25 protein-coding genes and 1 pseudogene are annotated in these 21,865 nt (G+C 31.1%); 25 read left to right on the top strand and 1 reads right to left on the bottom strand.

The features are described from left to right. Positions 1-113: 113 nt before the first annotated feature. The 24 genes and pseudogenes from ACFS5J_RS12305 (at position 114) to ACFS5J_RS12190 (ending at position 19,900) form a co-directional block, all read left to right on the top strand. Complete coding sequence (locus tag ACFS5J_RS12305; RefSeq protein WP_379812515.1) at positions 114-632, top strand: hypothetical protein; 519 nt, start codon at positions 114-116, stop codon at positions 630-632. A gap of 249 nt (positions 633-881) precedes the next feature. Then, positions 882-1,937 (top strand): ligand-binding sensor domain-containing protein, encoded by a 1,056-nt coding sequence (locus ACFS5J_RS12300; RefSeq protein WP_379812513.1) that lies wholly within the window; start codon positions 882-884, stop codon positions 1,935-1,937. A gap of 169 nt (positions 1,938-2,106) precedes the next feature. Beyond that, on the top strand, positions 2,107-2,586 hold the full coding sequence (locus ACFS5J_RS12295) for a hypothetical protein (protein ID WP_379812512.1): 480 nt from the start codon (positions 2,107-2,109) through the stop codon (positions 2,584-2,586). A 190-nt stretch (positions 2,587-2,776) separates the two neighbouring features. Continuing rightward, positions 2,777-3,343: a Crp/Fnr family transcriptional regulator gene (locus ACFS5J_RS12290; RefSeq protein ID WP_379812510.1), complete on the top strand. Its 567-nt coding sequence runs from the start codon at positions 2,777-2,779 to the stop codon at positions 3,341-3,343. An 89-nt stretch (positions 3,344-3,432) separates the two neighbouring features. After that, a complete protein-coding gene (locus tag ACFS5J_RS12285) occupies positions 3,433-3,879 on the top strand; it encodes a carboxymuconolactone decarboxylase family protein (RefSeq protein ID WP_379812509.1) in 447 nt (148 codons plus the stop codon). Positions 3,880-4,034: 155 nt separating this feature from the next. Continuing rightward, positions 4,035-4,574, top strand: coding sequence for a hypothetical protein (locus ACFS5J_RS12280; RefSeq protein WP_379812508.1), 540 nt, complete (start codon positions 4,035-4,037; stop codon positions 4,572-4,574). A gap of 171 nt (positions 4,575-4,745) precedes the next feature. Next, the gene (locus ACFS5J_RS12275) at positions 4,746-5,522 is read left to right on the top strand and encodes a DUF6090 family protein (protein ID WP_379812507.1); all 777 of its coding nucleotides are present in this window, start codon (positions 4,746-4,748) and stop codon (positions 5,520-5,522) included. A 132-nt stretch (positions 5,523-5,654) separates the two neighbouring features. Beyond that, positions 5,655-5,984, top strand: a complete 330-nt coding sequence (locus ACFS5J_RS12270) for a hypothetical protein (RefSeq protein ID WP_379812506.1) — start codon at positions 5,655-5,657, stop codon at positions 5,982-5,984. Positions 5,985-6,458: 474 nt separating this feature from the next. After that, the gene (locus ACFS5J_RS12265; RefSeq protein ID WP_379812505.1) at positions 6,459-7,718 is read left to right on the top strand and encodes a hypothetical protein; all 1,260 of its coding nucleotides are present in this window, start codon (positions 6,459-6,461) and stop codon (positions 7,716-7,718) included. Positions 7,719-7,905: 187 nt separating this feature from the next. Next, positions 7,906-8,541: a hypothetical protein gene (locus ACFS5J_RS12260; protein ID WP_379812504.1), complete on the top strand. Its 636-nt coding sequence runs from the start codon at positions 7,906-7,908 to the stop codon at positions 8,539-8,541. Between the two features lie 244 nt (positions 8,542-8,785). Next, positions 8,786-9,361: a hypothetical protein gene (locus ACFS5J_RS12255; RefSeq protein ID WP_379812503.1), complete on the top strand. Its 576-nt coding sequence runs from the start codon at positions 8,786-8,788 to the stop codon at positions 9,359-9,361. A gap of 214 nt (positions 9,362-9,575) precedes the next feature. Continuing rightward, positions 9,576-10,202, top strand: a complete 627-nt coding sequence (locus ACFS5J_RS12250; protein ID WP_379812502.1) for a hypothetical protein — start codon at positions 9,576-9,578, stop codon at positions 10,200-10,202. A gap of 198 nt (positions 10,203-10,400) precedes the next feature. Continuing rightward, a pseudogene (locus ACFS5J_RS12245) lies at positions 10,401-11,196 on the top strand (cation transporter). A 111-nt stretch (positions 11,197-11,307) separates the two neighbouring features. Continuing rightward, positions 11,308-11,511, top strand: a complete 204-nt coding sequence (locus ACFS5J_RS12240; RefSeq protein ID WP_379812501.1) for an integrase core domain-containing protein — start codon at positions 11,308-11,310, stop codon at positions 11,509-11,511. Between the two features lie 125 nt (positions 11,512-11,636). Further along, positions 11,637-12,674 (top strand): methyltransferase, encoded by a 1,038-nt coding sequence (locus tag ACFS5J_RS12235; RefSeq protein ID WP_379812499.1) that lies wholly within the window; start codon positions 11,637-11,639, stop codon positions 12,672-12,674. Between the two features lie 183 nt (positions 12,675-12,857). After that, the gene (locus ACFS5J_RS12230; RefSeq protein WP_379812498.1) at positions 12,858-13,739 is read left to right on the top strand and encodes a TraB/GumN family protein; all 882 of its coding nucleotides are present in this window, start codon (positions 12,858-12,860) and stop codon (positions 13,737-13,739) included. Positions 13,740-13,896: 157 nt separating this feature from the next. Further along, positions 13,897-14,250 carry a hypothetical protein gene (locus tag ACFS5J_RS12225; RefSeq protein ID WP_379812496.1) on the top strand — a complete coding sequence of 118 codons (354 nt, stop codon included), beginning with the start codon at positions 13,897-13,899 and terminating at the stop codon, positions 14,248-14,250. A 229-nt stretch (positions 14,251-14,479) separates the two neighbouring features. Further along, complete coding sequence (locus ACFS5J_RS12220) at positions 14,480-15,100, top strand: hypothetical protein (RefSeq protein ID WP_379812495.1); 621 nt, start codon at positions 14,480-14,482, stop codon at positions 15,098-15,100. A 192-nt stretch (positions 15,101-15,292) separates the two neighbouring features. Then, positions 15,293-15,889, top strand: a complete 597-nt coding sequence (locus ACFS5J_RS12215; protein WP_379812494.1) for a hypothetical protein — start codon at positions 15,293-15,295, stop codon at positions 15,887-15,889. A 219-nt stretch (positions 15,890-16,108) separates the two neighbouring features. Next, on the top strand, positions 16,109-17,038 hold the full coding sequence (locus tag ACFS5J_RS12210) for a DUF6268 family outer membrane beta-barrel protein (RefSeq protein ID WP_379812493.1): 930 nt from the start codon (positions 16,109-16,111) through the stop codon (positions 17,036-17,038). Positions 17,039-17,275: 237 nt separating this feature from the next. Then, a complete protein-coding gene (locus tag ACFS5J_RS12205) occupies positions 17,276-17,773 on the top strand; it encodes a hypothetical protein (protein WP_379812492.1) in 498 nt (165 codons plus the stop codon). Between the two features lie 204 nt (positions 17,774-17,977). Next, a complete protein-coding gene (locus ACFS5J_RS12200; RefSeq protein WP_379812491.1) occupies positions 17,978-18,490 on the top strand; it encodes an NYN domain-containing protein in 513 nt (170 codons plus the stop codon). Further along, positions 18,478-18,726, top strand: coding sequence for an OST-HTH/LOTUS domain-containing protein (locus ACFS5J_RS12195; RefSeq protein WP_379812521.1), 249 nt, complete (start codon positions 18,478-18,480; stop codon positions 18,724-18,726). Before ACFS5J_RS12200 ends, ACFS5J_RS12195 begins: the two co-directional genes overlap by 13 nt. Before the next feature lie 706 nt (positions 18,727-19,432). Further along, the gene (locus tag ACFS5J_RS12190; RefSeq protein ID WP_379812490.1) at positions 19,433-19,900 is read left to right on the top strand and encodes a 2,4'-dihydroxyacetophenone dioxygenase family protein; all 468 of its coding nucleotides are present in this window, start codon (positions 19,433-19,435) and stop codon (positions 19,898-19,900) included. Between the two features lie 461 nt (positions 19,901-20,361). On the opposite strand, the gene ACFS5J_RS12185 is transcribed toward ACFS5J_RS12190, so the two are convergent. Then, positions 20,362-20,592: a uroporphyrinogen decarboxylase gene (locus ACFS5J_RS12185; RefSeq protein ID WP_379812489.1), complete on the bottom strand. Its 231-nt coding sequence runs from the start codon at positions 20,590-20,592 to the stop codon at positions 20,362-20,364. Between the two features lie 362 nt (positions 20,593-20,954). Here ACFS5J_RS12185 and ACFS5J_RS12180 point away from each other — a divergent pair, with 362 nt between their 5' ends. After that, positions 20,955-21,734, top strand: coding sequence for a TlpA disulfide reductase family protein (locus tag ACFS5J_RS12180; protein WP_379812488.1), 780 nt, complete (start codon positions 20,955-20,957; stop codon positions 21,732-21,734). The last annotated feature ends 131 nt before the right edge of the window (positions 21,735-21,865 follow it).

The raw sequence follows: 21,865 nt of genomic DNA, 5'->3' as shown, positions 1-21,865 counted from the left end.
CGGGTTCAGTGCTTATTTGTAAAATAAAAACATTAATCAAAGGTCGGTACTACTTGACAGTTTAGTGGCTTGAAATCCGCTACTGCTCATACACGAGACCGTTAGCAAACATTATGGAAAAAACTACAATCTCAGTAATTTTAATTTTAATTTTTCAAAATATCTTTTCACAAGAAATTAAAAATTGTGACGAAAAATTATTAAATTCAGAATATACAATTGATTATAAAAGTCTTGAAGAAAAAATATATGAACCTATAGAAGATTTTTCATATTTTGTAAATTGTGGATTAGATCCAATTGATATCGAAATTTGCTCAAATAAAATGTTTTTTGTCACAATGATATTGCAAAGCATGGAAAATAAAGAGAAAGTTACTCACAAAGAGATATTAGAAAAAATTTTAGAAATTAAAAATACTGTAGACTACAAACTTGCAAAAGAAAGACTACAAACTAGTAAAGAACTAGCATTCAAAAAAGGAAATTTAGAAGATTGGAAAAATGATTCGATAAAACTAAAAAAACTATATATACCTGATAATAAGATAATTGAAATTAAAAAAATTATAGATTTAAACAATAATAAATATACATTCCAAGAAATTTTTTCTAAACTAAATGAGAAATAATTAGAAAAGAGTTTTAAAATTTATAATTACATAAAAAATAACGTTTACTAACATTGGTTAGCTGTTATTGTGGCTGCTCTCCTACTTCCGAATTTTGCTGCGCCAGTTCGCACTTTGTGCTCGGGTTTCCGAAAATTCCATAAGGAGTTTTGTACTTGTAATCTTTTGTACTAGATTTACGCAACTGCTCATAGCCGAGACCGTAAGCGGTAACTTAGCAAAGATACTACAACCATCAAACAGAAAATAATGAAATCAAACATACTTTTATTTCTGTGTATTTTAACACTTTTGACATCGTGCAATGGACAAACTTCTACTTTGGAAAAAAGCACAGTACAGTTTGACGCACAATCTGTAAAAGGAGACACCGTTAAAGAACTTGGAAGCAGTATAATGGTAATTTATCAAGACAAAAAGAATGTTTACTGGTTCGGAAGTTGGGAAACAGGAGTTTATAGATATGATGGAAAAAAATTGATAAATTACACAACAAAGCACGGTTTGCCAAACAATAGAGTTGATGAAATACAACAAGATGAATCTGGTGATCTATACTTCACCAGCTTTTATCCAAAGCCGACCATTGTTAAGTTTGACGGAAATACATTTAAAACATTAGCTCCAATCCCCAGCAATGATTGGCAACTTAAATCCACAGATTTATGGTTTAAACATACGTACGATTTAGAAAATTACGTTTATCGGTATGACGGTACAACTTTATATAAATTGCAGTTGCCTGAGCCACCAAGTCTGCCCAATCCTTTTGGAGTCTACAGTATTTATAAAGACATAAAAGGAAATATTTGGTTTGGTACAAACCCTGTTGGTGTTTGCCGATATGATGGAAAATCGTTTGATTGGATAACCGAAGAAGATGTGACCGAATTTCGTAACGAAGGAGCCAACGGAGTGCGTTCCATTACAGAAGATAAAAATGGTGACTTTTGGTTCAATACTGAAAACCGTTACAGTATTTATGACAGCCTAACATTAAATAGCAATAAGTTTTATACAAGACACGAAAGCATAGGTAGTTTAGATGGGAAAAATACAAGTGGTCTAAATGAGTATCTATCAACAGTAAAAGACAACAATAATAATTTATGGTTTGTAACTTATCGAAGTGGTGTTTGGAAATACGATGGGACGAAAATTACTCATTATGCCCTTCAAGATAACTCACAAGTCATTACACTATTTAGCATTTACAAAGACAACAATGGTGACCTTTGGCTTGGAACACACGAGAACGGAGCATATAAGTTTAACGGTCAAACATTTGAGAAGTTTAAACCATAACAAAAAAAAAGAGCAGCTGCTAACAGCGTGTATAAGAAATAACGGGGTCAGTGCTAAATCAAAGGTTTGTGCTTTTAATAAAAGTATTACTAAACTGAAAGTGAAGTGCTTTTTAATCCGTTACTTCTCATAAACGCAAAGCGTTAGCACAAACATTGAAACGCACTTCATGAAAAAAATATACTTTGTTCCATTTTGTTTATGCTTTATCTTTTTTAATTCTTGTACAATATCGAAAACTTTAAAAGAAGAAAGAAAACAATGGAATTTTAAAAATTGGGATGTTGAATTTAAAGAAAGAGCTTTTTGTCTTTGTGTCTTAAAAGGATACGAAAATCCAAAATTAGAAAAATCTTTATGGGAAAATGATAAAACATTTTATAATCCTACTGGTATTGCAATTTTTGACAAAACTTTGGAACCTATAATAGAAAAGGAAATAAAAAAAATAAAACTTGATTCAATCAACTCTCTAGGACATTATCCAGATGATTTAAAACCTTTATACCAAAAAAGGAAAGTGTTAGAACATTGTTTAGCTTTCTATAATAGCTCAGAATTAAATGAAATTACTAAAAATGAAAAAAGGAGTTGGAATAAAATTTCAAATATCATGTCTGAAATTCACAAATCAATTCCTACCTATTAATGCTTGTGTTAACAGCAGTTATAAGTAATGGCTAAGTCTGTGAGTGCTCGGAAAATTGTTTCACCAGTTCGCACTTTGTGTCGTGTCTCCGAATTTTCCTTAAATAGTTTATATTTGTTATGGCTTGTTGTTGGCTCACCACTACTACTTATAGCCGCGAACCATTTGCAACAATAAGGACTAGACATAAATGAAAGAACTAATCAAAAAGTATTTTAACCGATATGTTGAGTTTAATGACGTTGAAATAGATGAATTTTACTCTAAATTAACATCAAAAACATTTCAAAAAAAAGATTATATACTTCGAGAAGGACAAATATGTAAAAAAAAATATTTCATCATAAAGGGATTAGTTCGCTCTTTTTACATTGACAATAAAGGGAATGAAAAAATAACTCAATTTGCTCTTGAAAATTGGTGGATAACAAATATGGAAAGTTTCATCAACCAAACACCTTCTCTTTCATCTATTCAAGCCCTTGAGGAAACTCAAATATTAATGTTTGACAAAGAAGATTTGGAAAATCTCTACATTTCTATTCCAAAATTTGAAAGGCTATTCAGAATTATCACTGAAAATATGCTAATTGCTATTCAACGTAGAAATGATATCTATTTAAAAATGAAAAGTAAGGATAGATATGATGATTTGATAAACCATTTTCCAAATTTTATCCAGCGAGTTCCTCAATATATGATTGCCTCATATTTGGAAATTACACCCGAATATTTAAGTGAACTAAGAAAAACTTAACTGTTCTTTCTTTCTTAAGATATCTTAATTTTTAAAATACAGGTATCCGATAAATTTGTTTCATAATTAATTTAAAACATTAAAAAATTATGGAACGAATTACATTTAACCAGATTCCAAAAGGAATGATAGAAAAATTAATGAGCATTGAAAATTACATTAAAGAGTCAACATTAGACCTACAGCTTTTAGAACTAATGCGTTTACGAGTAGCACAAATTAACAAATGTGCTTATTGTATAGATATGCACTACAAAGAACTAAAACATACAGGAGAAACCGAGTTGCGTATGTCGACATTAAGCGTTTGGAAAGAAACCTCATTTTTTACAGAAAAAGAAAATACAGTTCTTCAATTTACTGAATTACTGACAGATACAAGTGCAGAAATTTCAGATGAAGTTTTTGATTCACTAACTAAATTCTTTGACAGAGACGAAATCTGCAATCTAACTTTAGCTATTTCTCAACTAAATACTTGGACAAAATTAGTTAGAACGTTTAAATTTACAGCAGGAAATTATGAAGTAAAATAATAATACTGTTGCCAACATTGTATATAAAAAATAGCAGTTAAGAGCTAAACTTAAAGTTTATTTCTTTTCTGCTATCTTTATTTTAAACTGAAAATAATTGCATATAAATCTGCTACTTTTCATATACAAACACGTTGTAGACAATATTTTGAATCATGAGATTAATTGTTTTATGTATTTTCTTTACTAATATATTGTTTTCACAAAATGAAAATGAAATATTACTTTATGAGAAAGCTAATGCATACCTAGAAGCTTTAAACGGTAACGATAAAAATTATCTACCAACTGATGAAGATCGTGAAAAAACTAAAAAATTAGACAATATTGAAGAGTATTCTGCTGAAAAAGCATTTTTGACTTATCAAACACTGTATAAAAAATATCCAAATTCAAAAAATATAACAATATATACGTATCACCTCGCGAATTTAACTAAAGACATATCAGAAAAAAAACTTCTTTTTTTAAAAATCCTTGAAAATTATACCGTTTGGAAATATTATCAATTTGAAGCATTAAAGGAATTAGCTTTTATATCTTTTCAAGAAGGAAACACGGTATTAGGTTGTGAATATTATAATAAGTTAGTTGAAAATCCACGTAAAGCTTTTAGTTGTGGTGTTGAATACAGTATTTATGAAAGTCAGATGAATCTCTTAAAAACTAAATGTGAAAATTTAAATAAAAAATAACACTCAGCACAATAGCAGTTATAAGTAATGGCTATTTCTGGAATATTGCGAAAATGTTCCGAATTTTCTTTAAATAGTTTATATTTGTTATGGCTTGGTTTTGGCTCGGTGCCACTACTTTTAGCCGCGGACCGTTGTGCTTCATTATGACTAACCACAAACCACTAACCAATGATAAAGTTCTTTCGAAAAATCAGGCAAAGTCTCCTCTCAGAAGGGAAAACAGGTAAGTATCTAAAATATGCTGTAGGGGAAATTATTCTGGTAGTGATAGGAATTTTAATTGCCCTTTCAATTAATAATTGGAATCAAGAGCGCATAAAAACTAAACAGACAGTTGATTTATTAAATAATATGATATCAGATTTAAAAGCAGATATAACAGGCCTTAATAGAGATATAAGAAGATATGAAAAAAGTATCTCTAATGGTAAATTAATTTTAAATACTGAAAACTTTGATTCATTTTCTGCCGATTCACTCTATTTTTTACTACCAACAAAAGTTGTTACTTACAGAGTAACGACTCAAGCCTTTGAAAAAATAAAAAATTTAGGAATTTCAAAAATTCTCGATTCTAACAATCTATTTAACGCTATTAGTAGCTACTATACTTCCAACTTGTTTTATTTAGAAAATGTAATTAAATGGGAATATGATTCTAACATAAAATCATTTGAATTTTGGGCTTTAGACAATCAATTTGAATCCGCAGTATTTGCAGGCGTAGAATTTATACCCTATTCCGATGAGGAAGCTGTTAGAAAAAATGCTTTGATAAAATTGGTGTCGAGTATTGAGTCTAGAAACCATATTAGACAAGCAATATCAAAAAAAAACAGAATCGTAAAAACTCTAAAATCTACCAAAACCGATGCCGAAACGCTAATATCTTTAATCGAAGATGAATTAAATAACAATAACAAAAGCACAACATCGTATAACTAGCAACACGGCTGAATCTGTAGCTTGATTCCTTTAGGGGAAAACCATAAACTCACTAACCGAAAAATTAATTAACTTTAAAACCGTGTCGCAAGTTATGCAAAACCGCTAGCAGTAATACAAAGAAAACCCTATATGAAAAGACTACTTTTTATCTTTTTAGTATTAATTATGGGAAATTCTTATTCCCAAAAGTTAACAGAACTCAACATCAAGTTTATGCTTCGTGGCAATAAATACGTTTGTTCTTCTACGGTTGACACTACTGCATTAGGTGGCTACGGCGGAAATGATAACTTACCCAAAAAAAATGCAATAGAGAAATTCAATGCAAAAAGCTTCATACTCAGAATTGACACGTTGAACACTTCTTCAATTGGGAACAAATATTTAGCTTATAAATTATATTTAATCAATTCTACAGAAGAGCAAATAAAACTTTTAGCATCAGACAGCAGGATTTAAATTATTGCACAAGCACTAGTTGATGGAGAATGGAAGAACATTGAGTATTTACCTTCTAGTAGTTGCGGAAATAGTTATCATAATGTTTTTTTAAACCCTAATGAATATTGGGAATTTCTTATCCCAAAATTTAAAGGTAAATTGAGTACTGAAATTCGATATAGGCTGATACTTGGTAAAGACAAATTTCTAGATTCAAATGCAATCTCAGCAAGTATCAACAAGAAACAATTATCCGAAAAGCAGAGTTACAACAAAAACGGAATAATGGATCCATATTTTGAATAAAGCACTACTGTTAATAGCAGTTTAAGTAAATGGCTAGGTCAAGAATTTCCCGATAATTGTTTCACCAGTTCGTACTTTGTGCTCGAGTCTCCAAGAATTCCATAAGGAGTTTTGTACTTTTTAACTTTTACTATACATTTACGCAACTGCTACAAGCGGCAGAACGTTAACACCCATTTTAAAATTATGAAACTTAATCCATTGTTTTACATTATTTCTATTTTCTTTTTAGTAAGTTGTTCTAAAGAGGAAAATGAGATGAATAATACTAATGACCCTAACAATCCTGATTTAAACACTCCAAGAATAGAAATTACTTTTGATAATCAAATTCTAAATTCTTTCAATGCATTTGATATAATCAAAATAATCAAAAAAAATGATGGTTTTATTTTTTTTACTAATGAACTGATTACAGAATTCCCCTTCAATACAGGAATACGAATTAGCAAAATTGATAACCAACTCAATCTAGTTTGGACATTCATAATTAATGAAAGTACTGAAAAAGATCATCTTGCAGGAGTATTAGAAGTAGAAAATGATGAATATATTTCTATATTAAGTAAAATGAATTACTCTAATATTGGATTAGGTAATTACGAAGTCTATGGATTAAAATTCAATAATTCAGGTAACATTTTATGGATAAAAAATTATAGTGCAAATAACGTAGATCAAAATATACATCTAGATGAAGCAATTGATTTTACAAATAAATCTACTGAACTTAAAATTATGTTTCGATCTGATTCAACATTTCAAAATTCAGAAGACTTTTATTTTAGAGAAGTGAAAATTAATTCTGATGGTGATATCTTATCAAACATTAAACTAAACTACACCAATGTCAATAATTTTTATAACATCATTTATGACAAACTTGGAAATAAATATAATTTTGGAGGAAAAAGAGTTGTGGATTTTTATGTAGGAAATACAGCTTTTACGAGTTATGATGCTTCAATAATGAAATATAATTTAAATAATAATATGGTTTTTGATAAACTATATGGCATTCCAAGAATTGATGATTACTTTAATCGTATATTAATCGATAACAATAATAAAGCAAATTTCATTGGAAAATATGGCATAGATTACAGTAATGATACTGAAGCTAGATGGATTGTTCAAATGGATGATTCTGGAAATATATTATGGGAAATCAAAGAGTATGAAGAACAATTTAAATATTACGGAAAAGATATTATTCAAGATGATGACGGTAATTATTTATCACTTTTTAATGATGTTAATGGTTATAACTTGGCCACACTGATTAAAAGCAACAATCAAGGTGAAATTTTATGGAAATTTGTAGATGGAGCAAAAGGTAATAATGATTCATTTAGTCCATATAAAGTTTTAAAAAACAATGAAGAATATTTAATATTTGGTTTAAAAGAATATAAGATCTGGTTAAAGAAAATAATCGTTGAATAATAGAAACTATTGCTAACAGCCGTTTGTAGCAATTGCTAGGCTTGCGTTACTCTGGAATTTTACTTGATCACTTCTCACACAGTGCTCGAGCCTCCAAGAATTCCACGAGGAGTTTTGTACTTGTAAACTTTTAGGCTAAATTTACGCAACTGACACAAGCGGCAAACCGTTGGCGTTAATTTAAAAAATGAAGAAACTCTGGACTTTAATAGCAATTTCAATTTTAAACGTGTCTTGTTCAAACAAAGTTGACTTAGAACAGAAAAATAAGGAATTAACTGATCAAAATCTTCTACTTCTTGACTCAATTAATCGTTTATCATTTCGCCCTGATTTTTCAGGGTTTCCTGATAGTCTAAGAATTGATACTACTCAAGGACTATTAGGTAAAATTTATAACGACACCTTAGTTATTTTGGCAGAGTATGCTGACTGCGGAGAATGGGGTGGACATCGTGAATGGTTAAAAATTCACAAAGACAAAGACTTAACAAAAGTGACTTTTACTTATGACTCCGTAGCTTGTCGATATAAGAATGAAGGAAAGAAATATTTTCAAACAGAAAAAACAACTTATACTATTGACAAGAATTTACAACAAGAAGTCATTTACTATTTATTCGATATTAATCGTATGACATTACTTAATCAAAAAGTTGGCTCGAATGCTGCTAATTCATACGAAGTCTATATTAAAAGTAGTTCCGACCTCCCTTTGCTATTTAATTTGCAAATATCATTTATCGATCGGTCGTTTAATTGGGATCACTTCCAAAAACTAAAAAATAAAATAAAAACTAACGCCAACAGCAGTTATAAGTAATGGCAGGTTATGGCAACCTTCCGAATTTTCTCCGAAAATTCAAAAGTTTGCGGTATATTTGAAATAGCTTGGTTTTGGTTCTTCGCCACTACTTATAGCTGCAGACCGTTATGTGGCATTTTGGAAAAACCGAAATCGATAAAATTAAATATAAAATACAAAAATGAAAACAGATCATATATAAAACAACGATGAATTCGTAATAAAAAAAAGCGGAATCGTAAGTCTTGAAAAGTTATATAAAATGCTTGAATTGGAAACTGCTACCGATTGCATCGATGTAAAATCAAACGCAGGTGTATCTTATAGAAAAATATCAAAAGAAATTGCTGATACAATTCCGACGCAAAGAGGTTTTTACCTTTGGGGAAATTTTAACGAGAAGAAATTTTGGACAAATATTTATCTTGGAAAATCAGGAGAGGGAAAAGTTACTTCCTTAAAACAACGAGTTTTAGAAGAACTACGAGATGAAAGAGCTTTTATTGTAAAACATTTTCATACTGAAGATGAAATTAGAGCAAAATCTTTGTTAGCTTTTCCAACAATGTGGGAAAAGCAATACCACAAAGAGTTACCTCGAAATCTAAAAAAATATGGAACTACACATATTGTTTGGGCAACATTTGAAATGACAGACAATAAAATTATTGAAGAAGTTGAAAATGATTTAATTGAATCCATAAATCCTATTTCTAACATTCGTAGAACTACTCCACCAACACATTTAAATGAAGAAACAATAAATATATTAAAAGAGTTTAGACATAATATTCAACAAGAAAGACAAAATTTAAGTTTTAAATTTAATATGATTTAAAAACAAAACTTTCTAAAAAAACGCCACATAACAGCCGTTTGTTGCAATTGCTAGGCTTGGCTTCCGTTCGTAATTTTGCTTCGCCAGTTCGCACATAGTGCTCGAGTCTCCGAAAATTCCACGAGGAGTTTTGTACTGGTAAACATTTGTCTTAAATTTACACAACGGCTACAAGGCGCAGTCCAATGGCAAACTTTAAAATAAAACACAAAATATGAAATTTCTATTATTTTTTTTTCTTTTCAATTGTCTTCTTTTTAGTCAAGAAAAGCAAATAATTTTCTATAATGAAAGTGGAGAAAAAATAAGTAATCAAAAGTTTATAGAGACAAGAGATTACAATAAAAATTTGGATATATATTATGAAAATGATACGATTCAAATTGGTTTGTTAATAACTCGCCAGGGATTTGGAAAACTTGACAAAAACACTTTTACAATTTTAAAAATGTATTTGACAGATTTAAGCAATAAGAAAATTGATTCAACTCAGTGTATTGTAATAAACTACTTAACTGCATTTCCTAAAAAAGCAGAAAACAAAAAATTAAAATCTACTTGGAATATTTTGGACAGAGATTATTTAAAAAAACTCTATAAAATAGCAAATATTAACCAATTTTGGGTTAACTCCCCTGAATCTGATAATTTGGAATACTATCATCATGGCAAAATCAATTGGTTAACAGATAAAGAAAACATTTTGAAAAGTTTATTTTTTCCATACGAAGTACGATACGGTAATTATATACTAATAAAGCCTGATGGAAAATTCTATTATTATTTAGGTGAGCATGGGAAACATCAAATTTGGGAAAAGGCAAAAAAATATTTCAAATAAATAAGATTTGCCAACATCGGTTACAAGTAATCCCTTAGTTAGCTATAACCCAAAAATTGCTACGCCAGTTCGTCCTTTGTACCGGGTTTCCGAAAATTCAAGATTTTGCGGAATATTTCAAATGGCTTTGTTTTGGCCCGTCGCCACTACTTGTAGCCGCAAACCGTTGTGGTTAATGTCCTAAAAACGATAAATTGAATGAACAAAACGATATTTGAAATTACAAAAATGGATTGTCCTTCTGAGGAGAATTTAATCCGGATGAAATTGGAGGGAATCTCTTGTATTGCGAATTTGGACTTTGACATTCCTAATCGAAAATTGATTGTTTTTTCACAGCGGACAAATCGACCAAATCGAAAAGTCAGTACTTGAACTGAACTTAGGCGGAAAGATAATCTCGACCGAACAAACCGAGCAAACGGAATTTAATGAAAACTCAAACCAGAAAAAACTAATCTGGACAGTACTCGGAATAAATTCTGCCTTTTTCTTAATCGAGATAACCACTGGAATTATCTCAAAATCTATGGGACTTGTTGCGGACAGCTTAGATATGCTTGCGGACAGTTTTGTTTATGGAATTAGCTTGTTTGCGGTAGGCGGAACTTTAATTAAGAAAAATCGGATTGCAAAACTTGCTGGATATTTTCAAATAACACTCGCGATTGTTGGATTTGTAGAAGTTATAAGACGATTTTTCGGAGAAGAGCAACTTCCCGATTTTTCAACAATGATTATCGCTTCGATTTTTGCTCTTGTCGCTAACGGCATTTGTCTTTATATTTTGCAAAAGTCAAAAAGCAAAGAAGAGGCACATATGAAAGCGAGTTTGATTTTTACATCAAATGACATAATTATAAATTTAGGAGTTATAATTGCTGGACTTTTGGTAAATTGGTTGCGTTCAAGCCAACCTGATTTAATAATTGGAACAATAGTTTTTGTTTTGGTAATTCAAGGAGCTTTTAGAATATTAAAATTGAGTAACTAAATCAAAAAAACGAACGCACAACAATGGCAATAAGTAATTGCTTGTTTTCGTCTACTTCTGAATTTTGCCAGGCAGTTCATACATAGTGCTCGAGTCTTGAAATTCCGCTAGTTGTCATATTCTTATAATCTTTTGTTCTATGAGTTTGGTTTATTGAAAACATTCCCTAATTTAGAGCAAGCTCAGAAAATGCTTAAACAAGCCGTGAACACATACAATAACGAAAGAAGGCACTATAGCTTAGAGATGAAAACACTTGAGTTTGCACACAAGAATCAAATACATGAATACAAATTTTATAAGCTGAACTCATAACCAAAATGGTTAACCTATTTCTAAGGACAATACACAAAGCCTTACAACTAAGGGTTAATAACACTAAAACATAAAATGGGTAAGCTGAAAACTGTATCGAATAGGCAATAAAAAATATCAACATTATGGAAAAACATAATCATCCCACTCCCGAAAATATTATGAAAATAGGCACTGGTTTTTGGGCTTCAAAAATTCTTTTATCAGCCGTAAAATTTCAAATTTTCACAATACTTGCCGAAAAGAAAACACTTTCAGCTGTTGAACTGAAATCACTTTTAGGTTTTAAATGCTCCGACCGCAATGTTTATGATTATTTAGACTCGCTTACAACATTTGGTTTTCTTAATCGTGAGGGTATACTTGAAACTTCGAAATATTCAAACAGTATCGAAACGGATTTTTTTCTCGACAAAAATAAACCCTCTTATATTGGAGGAATGCTGGAGATGTTGAACAATCGTCTTTACAATTTTTGGGGCAATCTAGAAGAAGGATTAATGACAGGTCTTCCTCAAAATGAATCAAAAGGCGGAGGTAATCTTTTTGAGGCTTTATATTCTGATGCCGACAGATTAAAAGAATTTATCCATGCCATGAGTGGAATTCAAATGGGAAATTTTATGGCATTTTCTCAGACATTTGATTTCTCAAAATACAAAAGACTTATTGATGTGGGCGGTTCTGCAGGATTACTTTCGTTGATGGTTGCCAAAAATCAGCCCCATATGAATTGTACCACATGGGATTTGCCACCAGTTGAACCTATTGCCAAAGCAACGATACAACAATTTCAATTGGATGACAGAGTAAAAACTGCAAAAGGTGATTTCTTTAAGGATACACTACCTGCTGCCGATGTTGTTGTGATGGGAAATGTATTACACGACTGGGATGAAGAAACCAAAATAATGCTGATGCAGAAAGCTTTCGATGCTTTACCAAATGGTGGTGCATTTGTAGCAATTGAGGGAGTAATAGATGATGAGCGAAATAAAAATGTTTTCGGCATGATGATGAGTTTAAACATGCTAATAGAAACCGGTAACGGTTTTGATTATACGTTTGCTGATTTTAATAGGTGGGCAAAAACCGTTGGTTTCAAGGCAACTTCTATCATTCCATTGGCCGGTCCATCAAGTGCTGCAATAGCATATAAATAAAACTACCGTTAACAGCACATTTGCAATAGGCGGGTTTCGTATTACAAGCACCGTTTAGTGGTAGCCGAAAGCTTTATGCTCACATCTTCAATTATTTTAAAATAAAATTATATTTGTTAAGGCTTGGTTATGTTTTGGTACTACTGCTTATAGCCCCTAACCATTGGCGTTAATTAAGAAAAAATGAAAATAAAACACCGTACTACATTCTTACTTTTTGTATTGACTTCTACTTTACTTTTTGGTCAAAACAGCGCTGTATTTGATAATAATAAAACGCTTCTTTTTAAAGTCACTAAAGAAAATTCAAACAAAGAAACCTACCTATTTGGAACACATCACGCTCTTGGAAAGTCTTTTTTTGATTCATTACCAATAGCAAATGAAGCACTTGAATCTAGTGAAATTGCAATCTTTGAAAGTTTGAATATTCCTGGACAAATGTTTCCAGATATTGTATCTAAAAGGACTACAACAACTGATTGGGAAAAATATTTCAATAAAGAAGATTATACTTTCATCAAAGCACTACTTCAAAACAGCAATACTGACTATACCAAAATGACACCTACCGAGATGTACACTTTTCTGAACAGACATCACAAGCAATATATCTGTAAAAAAAGAGCTGAAGGGGATACATCGTTTACGCTAGATGATTATATTGTATCTAGAGCAAAGGATTTTAATTTGAAGGTGATTGGGTTAGAAACTACAGCCAATCAAATCAAATGGATAAATCAAGATGTTGAAGGAATGCCACGAAGAACCCATAAAAAAAGACTTTCTTATGCTGTTAATAGAATACGGACTAAGGATACCAGTAGTTGTCAAGAGATAAACTGGTTTACAAATTTAAATATAGATTTACAGTTAGATAAGCCTTGTTTAAATTCCTTAATGTTAACTGATAGGAATGCAAGATGGATGGAAACAATAAAGTCATTAATTGAAACTAATAATTGTTTTATTGCTGTTGGGTTTAGTCATTATTGGTATGAATGTGGATTGATTAACCAATTAATGAATTTAGGATATAAAATTGAACCTGTGCAGTTGAAATAAAAACTGCCGCAAACACGGTTTATAAATAATAACAATTTAAGCAAAACTATAAAAGTATAAACAAAATTCTATGTGAGTAACTACCCAAAAGTTTGTGAGTAAAAACCCGCTTCTGATCATACACCAAACCGTTATCACAACTATTAATCAATACTTCATGAAAAAGATTATATTTTGGTTATCAATTACGTTCAATATATTTTTTGTTTTACTATACTTTTGGAATAAAATCAATTCTCCATCACATGAGCTTGGAATATTAAAAGAAGATATTGAAGTAGGAAATTTTATGGGCGAAAATTGCCTATTTAAAATTCCAAAAGGTATAACCGTTAGAAATGAATCAGAATGTGGAATTTCTGCAATTGGACAATTTGAAAATAAGCGATTTTCAATTATAATTACAGCTGATAGAGACTTAATCAATTACAATGTAGAAAATGCAGATTTGAATCGTGATGGGAATTATTATTCTGCAGATTTTAAAAAGTTTGTGGAAAATCTTGAATAAAAAAATACTTGTGATAACATTGTTTAGCTCTTAATATGGCTGCCCGCCTACTTTCGAATTTTGCTAGGCATTTCGCACTTTATTCTCGGGTTTCTAGAAATTCAAAACTTTACGATATATTTGTTATGGCTTTGTGTTGATTCAAGCCATTACTTGTGGCTGTGTACCGTTTTGCTTCATTATAACCAACTCTGAATATTTGATACAATTCTTCAAAAAAACCTTGCAAATGAAATTAATCCTCTTGATTTTTAGCTTATTATTAAATAATGCTATTTATTCACAATCTTTTAAAGACTCCCTTTTGCAAAAGGATATTAACCTTATAGTAGAAGAACTGGAATTTATGTATGGATATGACCAAACTATGCGTGAGTACACCCTTTTTAAAACCTTTGACAAATCAGAAACCGACAGAATAGAAAATCTTCCTGATAGTTTGAGAGTTGAAGAATTGAAAAAAAGAAAATTTGAATCAGACAGTATTGCTACACTTATTTGGAAAAAATATATTAATCCGATGGATGCTCAACACACCGAAAGATTGATAGCAATTACTAAAAAATATGGTTTTCCTAGTATTGAGCGTATAAAAAAGTACTACAAGAAAGAAATAGTTGACCCAGAATTTAATCCATTGCTAATATTTATCCACTCCCCTCGACACTATTGGGAAGAATTAAAGGAACTCATGTTGAATGAATACAAGGCTGGTATAATAAATAAATGTCAGTATGGATATGCCCTTTGGCAGTTTACAGGACGAAAAAGTTTTCAACCAATGTTAGATAATGGTTTCAAAATGGTTACAGAAAATGGAAAGACATCCTTAAAATCAACCTGTGAATAATGTAAATGTCGCACCAAAAAAGGTTTGCATCAAAGGCTCTTCCGAATTCTAATTCACCTGTGCTCACTTCGTCGCTGATCTTCAACATTAAGAAGTTTGTGTTATATTTGAAATAGTTTGTTTTTGGCTAAATGCCTCTACTTATGGACGCGAACCTTTAGCATTAAAGCAATAAAAATCAAAGTATTTAAAATGGAAAAATTTAGCGTTTTGCTTTTTCTTTTTGCCTTAATAAATTCTTGTGGAAACAAAAAAGGGCAAGACAACACAGAAACTTTAGATTTCACAAAACACAACTATTATTGGATTAAAAGTTTTAAAAAAAGAGAAAGTGCAACTGATCAATTAATTGAACTTCAAGTTTACGGAACTACTAAAGAAAATATCTTCTTAAATCAAGCAAAACATTTTTCTGGAACAGGAATTGATTCTTTAAATAGTCATTTTTATAATTTAGATTTTAAAGAATATAAACCTTTCAATTATAAAGGACATCTAGATGTTGTATATGAAAAAAAGAAAATATTAAATATTGAATTTAAAGCAATTACATCTGCAAACACCGAAGAAGATAAAATTTTATCATTTAAATCTAATGGTTCGAACAGAGTCAATTTTAGTTTTTTTAATACAAATTCTGAGCATAAAATTAAAGGTGTATTGTGTATAACAATAGAAACAGAAATATTTGTTGACGGTAAAACCGAAGTAGGTTATTATGAAGAATACATGTTTGTTGATACTCATGAATTAACAAACAATGTTTTTATCGAAAAATATAAAAATTAAAAATAAGTCTACTGCTATCACCATATTCCGTTCATTGCTTCGAATTTTCCTTCGGAAAGTACCCGTAAATTTAGTATCTTCGGTTTATGACGGAAAAATTTTAGCAGATTTTCACGCAACCATTGGCAAACATTTGTAGTTTTATTGTTGAAAATAACATTAAAATTGAAAATTTCAGTCTTTTAAGAATACCAAAACCAACTTATCGCAATTCAAAAGATGAATATTAAATTCTTTTTAGTTTTATTTTTGATTATCGGGTCGGTATCGTTAATTACTGCTCAAGAAACATTAGAACTCTTAACCGTATCAGGGCATTTTAGTACACCACAATCTTTTGACACTTCATCTCCTTATACTGGCGAAACAACCGAAAGCGGCGCTATGGTTAATTTGATTGTTCCAATTGTTTTGAATAAAAAACAGATTTGGTATAATAGTGTTAATTATATGTGGTGGAATGTAAATACTAATATTGATATGACTGATAATATAGCCAACCCAATCAATGTATATGGACTTGTCTTAAGAACTGGATTGATTCAGAAACTATCAAACGGAAATTCAATTCAAGCAGTTTTCATCCCTAGGTTAATGAGTGATTTTAAAAATATAGGTTGTCAACATTTCCAATTTGGAGGAACATTTATTTACAATAAAGTGTATCATGAACGATTGGAAATCGGTTATGGAATCTTGTATAATCAAGAAGCATTTGGTCCTAATGTAGTCCCCTTGGTGAACCTAGAATGGAAAATGTCTGAAAGGTGGTCTATATCAGGGTTACTCCCTATTTATTCCAAAGTTAAATACAAAGTAAACAAAAAGTTTAATATAGGGACTCACCATTTCGGGTTGGTAACATCTTATCGTTTAGGAGAAGAAACTTATCAGGATGACTATATAGAAAGAAGAAGTATTGATTTAGGCCTTTTTTTTAGTTATACTATTGCGGGTGGACTATCTATTGAGGGGAGATATGGATATTCTTTTGGAAGAAGTTACGCTCAGTATAAACAGGATGACAAAATTGATTTGGCTTTACCCCTTATTACAATTGGAGATAATAGAACTCAGCTGAATGCAAACTCTAATTTTGGTAATGGTGCCTATGCAAACATAAGATTAGTCTACGCTATTAAAATATAAATTGATTACATTGCAAATATTTTGTACACTACAATTAACCAATCCTTATAAAAAAGCACTAAAATTCAACATTTACCCTATAAAATTGTTGTATTCTACCCAACTTAATCTTTTCGTTTATTTATTTTATTAAATTAGGCTGATCGTTTCGTTTTTATTTACACACAACTTTTCATAGCCTAAATTGTTGAGTAAAACCTATAACGTGAGTAAGAGAAATCCATATAAAAGAAATTTATGACCGCAAAATTAGAAAATGACATAATAAATGTTTATAACGAGAAAGAGGTATTAATTGGAGGAATTACAATACAAAAGAATTTCAAAAATACTGAAATTAAAATCGGAGAAAAAATCTACCAATTATCTCGTAATGGGTGGGAAACGAAAATTTATGACAATGAAAAAGTTATTTATCATTTGAAAACAAATTCGTTTTCTGGAGCTACAAAAATTCAAGAAACAGGATACAAAATAACAGGTGTTTTTGGATCGAAATGGGGAACTAAAATGGCAGATAAGGAAAATAATACGTTGTTAAAAATTAGAAACGAAAATCAATTCCTCGATAAGAATCAATACGAAATTGAAATATCAAACACAAAAGTAACTGATTTGGATATTTTAACCACTTTATATGGTCATTTATACGGTTCAAACATGAAATTGAAGGTTGTAATTATTGGCGTTGTTACTGCTAGTACTGTTATAATGGGGAGTGGAATATTCAATTAAAATATACGTTGCAGCACTATGGTAACAAATTATCACTTGTTCTCAACGCCTTCTTGAAACTATCAAGGATTTTGGATACTAGTCCACACTTTGTGCTCGAGTCTCTAAAAATTAAAAAGTTTGCGTTATATTTGAAATGGCTTGGTTTTGGGATCAGTACCACTAGTTAAGACTACTAACCGATAGCAGTAATTATAAAACGAAATGAGAATAGCGCTACTTATAGATGGAGACAATGCACAAGCAAGTCTAATAAAAGAAATTATTGCTGAAGTTAGCAAATATGGAAAAGCAACGATTAGACGAATTTATGGTGATTGGACAAGTTCAGGAATGAATAGTTGGAAGCCTATATTAAATGAGAATTCAATAAACGCCATGCAGAATTTTGCATATACAACTGGAAAAAACGCTACTGATGGTTCAATGATTATTGATGCAATGGATATTCTACATTCCAAATCTATTGATGGATTCTGCATTGTTTCTAGTGATAGCGATTTTACAGGTTTAGCCAAAAGAATCCGAGAAGAAGGTTTGTTTGTAATGGGAATTGGGAAGCAAACAACACCGATTGCTTTTGTGAATTCGTGTGAAGTTTTCACTCAAACCGAAAATTTAGATTCGAAAAAAATTAAGGCAAAAGAACTAACTGAAATTACAGATACTAAAGTCGCTAAAAAAACAGTAAGAAAGAACAGCCCATTAATACTGTAAAAATCCCTACAAAAGAATTAGAAAAAATTGACAAAGCATTTGATTTAGCTACGAGTGAGGAAGATGAAACACATATTGCAAGAGTTGGAGGAATTCTTAGGCAAATTGACCCAAGTTTTGATCCAAGATCTTTTGGCTATAAAAACTTATCGCAACTGTTTGAAAATATTGAGAAATATCTTGTTGTCAAAAATGAAATAAATGGTTTAAATCATCCTTTGGTAAAATTAAAATAACTACTACTTACAACCGTTTTTGCTATTGCTGGATTATACCTGTATTGTTTTGGTATACTTTTATCACAAATTCACACAACTGCTACAAGCGGCGGGATTGATAATATCAATTCTAACGAAAAATTTGAAAAAATATAAAGGCGCTCCATTTTAGATTTTAAGAATCGAAAATGAATCTACTATTGAGTTGCTTGGTGCTAAAGAGTGTGATGAAAATGATGATGATTGATCAACTGTTACAGCTTTTGAAATAGATATGTCAATTATTGAAGTTAAAAATTGGTGAAAGTTTTTAAAATTATCTACTGATGTAGTAAATGATTCTATAAAATCGGAAAACTTTGAACATTCATTTTAAAGAATGCTGAAGCTATAACTATTGATTATATTGATGGTGATTTAATCAGAATTAAGTAAAAAAAGTCCTTTTCCGCGATTTATAAGAAAATGCGAGATTGGTTTGTGATTGGAGCAGCTAGTGCCTGCCCTTCACTCCTATTCTTAAGCTTTTGCTTTCAAACTTTTTGGTATATTTCTAAGTATCTGTAATATAAATTCCACCACTTTACAAAACCGGCATGACCTTCATGACAACGGCATAACGAATTTACAAGTATCATACCTTTAAAAAGTTGTTAATTTGGACTTAAGTAACTAAATTTAAGTATCTAATTGTTTAAATTATACTAATCAAAATTATAGTACTATGAAACCAAGTATCAATATACCAGAAGCACTGCACAGAGGAGAGAGTCAGTTGCCATTTGTAGAATTTATTCCTGGAATGGATATACAAGTTCCACATGTCAATATCGATTCAGGGCTTTGGGTTATCCGTATACAATTTGCACCAGGTATTATGTTACCTAAGCATTTGCACACGGGTGAAGTTTTTGCTTTTACACTTTCGGGTTCATGGAAATACCTTGAGTATGAAGCGGTTAATACAGCAGGCTCATATTTGTATGAACCAGCTGGTTCGGTACATACATTACACGTTCCGGAAACCAATAAAGAGGTTACTGATGTATGGTTTGCTATTCAAGGTGCAAATCTTAATCTTGATGCAGATGGTAAAGTTGAAAGTGTATGGGATGCAACGTTTGTTCTCAACACTTATCTTGCTTTATGTGAAGCCGCTGGACACCCAAAACCAGATGTTATAGGGGCTTAGATTACTGATACGGCCACATGGTATACAACGAAGGACAAAAGCCACTTGCTACTAACGCGGTTTTGGCGTAGTGTGGGACTGACATTCTGCCCCTTTAAACTGCGATTGAACATTTGTAATGAATTAATTAGTTGTGCTCAGATTTACCGCCCGAACACAAAGCAGGAAAGCATAATGTTTATTTTTGACCGACTAATAACAAATGTAAATTTTCGTTCTAAATAAAAGTAGAAAAGGGAGGGGTATCACTGTTGATGGAATCTAAAGTTCTTGTTGTTAAGTAAAACTTATTCCTTTCTTTGTTCTTTTTTATTTATTTAAATTGAAAATTGTACCTTAAAAAGGTTAAAAGTAAGTGCTAGCTATCGTTTACTTAAAAAACCTGCAGGAATTTGGTTTGTACTTACTCCGTTTAGAACTTAACGACGTAACAAATCATAGCCAAACCGTTAATTGTAAAATTATTTTCTAGAGGATTGCTTTTTAGTCAAATAAAAATAATTAACTCCAAATATAAAGGCATTAGTAATCACTATTGGCCAAGATATGGCCAACATAAAACCATAAATCACAAATAATAAACAACCTATTGAATTTATAATTCGCAACGTTTTGATATTTTTCATTAAAAATGAAATTATCAAAACTACCGATGCTAAATAACCAACCCCTTCTGTTAAAGAAATATCCATTTTTTAACTGATTTAATGATATATAAAAATACTAACTATATTGAATTATAGCAAGTTATAAAAAACAATATTTATAACTTAATACTATAAAATCCAAGTTTTGGATTTACAATCCGCTATACTTGATATTGTGCTCTTCTTGTTAAAGTAAAAATTAAAGCTAGTTACAAGCTAAATGATCACCTTCTTGACGTTGCTATCCTAGGTTTAAATTCAACTCATAATTACCTGAAATTCAAAAGTTTGACGTATATTTGATACAAATAGGTATTTCTTACCACCTCTACTTATAATTGCAAATAGTAATTGGTCATTTTAAAAAAATTAATCCATTATAAACAATATCTAATACGAAAATCACAATGAAACATTTAAGAGATATATTTGGGAAAATTTTGGTTTTGACACTCTTTGGTGTAATTCTTCCGTGTTCTGCACAAGTCCCCACTAATAAAAACCAGAAAATGAACCATTCAACTACTGATGAGGTAAAAACTTATGTAACCGTGTTGTCTTGGGATCACAAACGTGAACTTTACCTTGCGGATGGAATGTCTGAGGCGAAGGCGGATTCCTTAATTTCAGTAGGGTTGGCAAACCTTGCAGACATGGATCGTACTGCAGGAGATGATCTTATTGGCGTTCAAGCTCCACCATTCAAGTTTGATGGATGGATTAATACCGAACCGCTTACTATTGAAGCGCTTAAAGGAAAAGTTGTACTCGTTCGCTGGTTTACCGACACTTGTCCCTACTGTGCCAGTAGTACCCCTGCCCTTCTTCAGTTGTACGAGGAATACGCTGACCAAGACTTCACTATTGTTGGAGTTTTCCATCCTAAAGCTGGAAGAAATGATCCACTTGATGTAGAACGTGTACAACGAATGGTTGAAACCAGAGCTTATAAGTTTCCTGTAGGAATCGATTGGGATTGGCGCAAAGGAACTCTTAAGGACTGGTGGTTAACGGGGCCTGATCGTCCGGCAACTTCAGTAACGTTCATTCTAGACAAGTCTGGGATAATTCAGTTTATTCATCCCGGTATGGAATACCACGAAGATAACGGTTCGGAGCTGCATACAATGTGTGCGGAAGACATGGGGCGCATTCGTGCTACAATAGAGCGACTCATAGCTGAATGAATCAAAAGCCTTGACAATAACTTCAGTAATTTTGAGTAAAAGTTTAAACCTTTATTTTAAACTTTATTGGAAACAGAAGTTTTCAGCATCTGTTATTGTAAACCCTAATAGCGTTTTTATACTAAAGCCTT

The organism is Flavobacterium chuncheonense (assembly GCF_042686145.1).
In the GTDB taxonomy this organism is placed as follows: Bacteria; Bacteroidota; Bacteroidia; order Flavobacteriales; family Flavobacteriaceae; genus Flavobacterium; species Flavobacterium chuncheonense.
The sequence above is the reverse complement of the archived record's forward strand: the minus strand, read 5'-3'. Positions and strand labels throughout refer to the sequence as shown.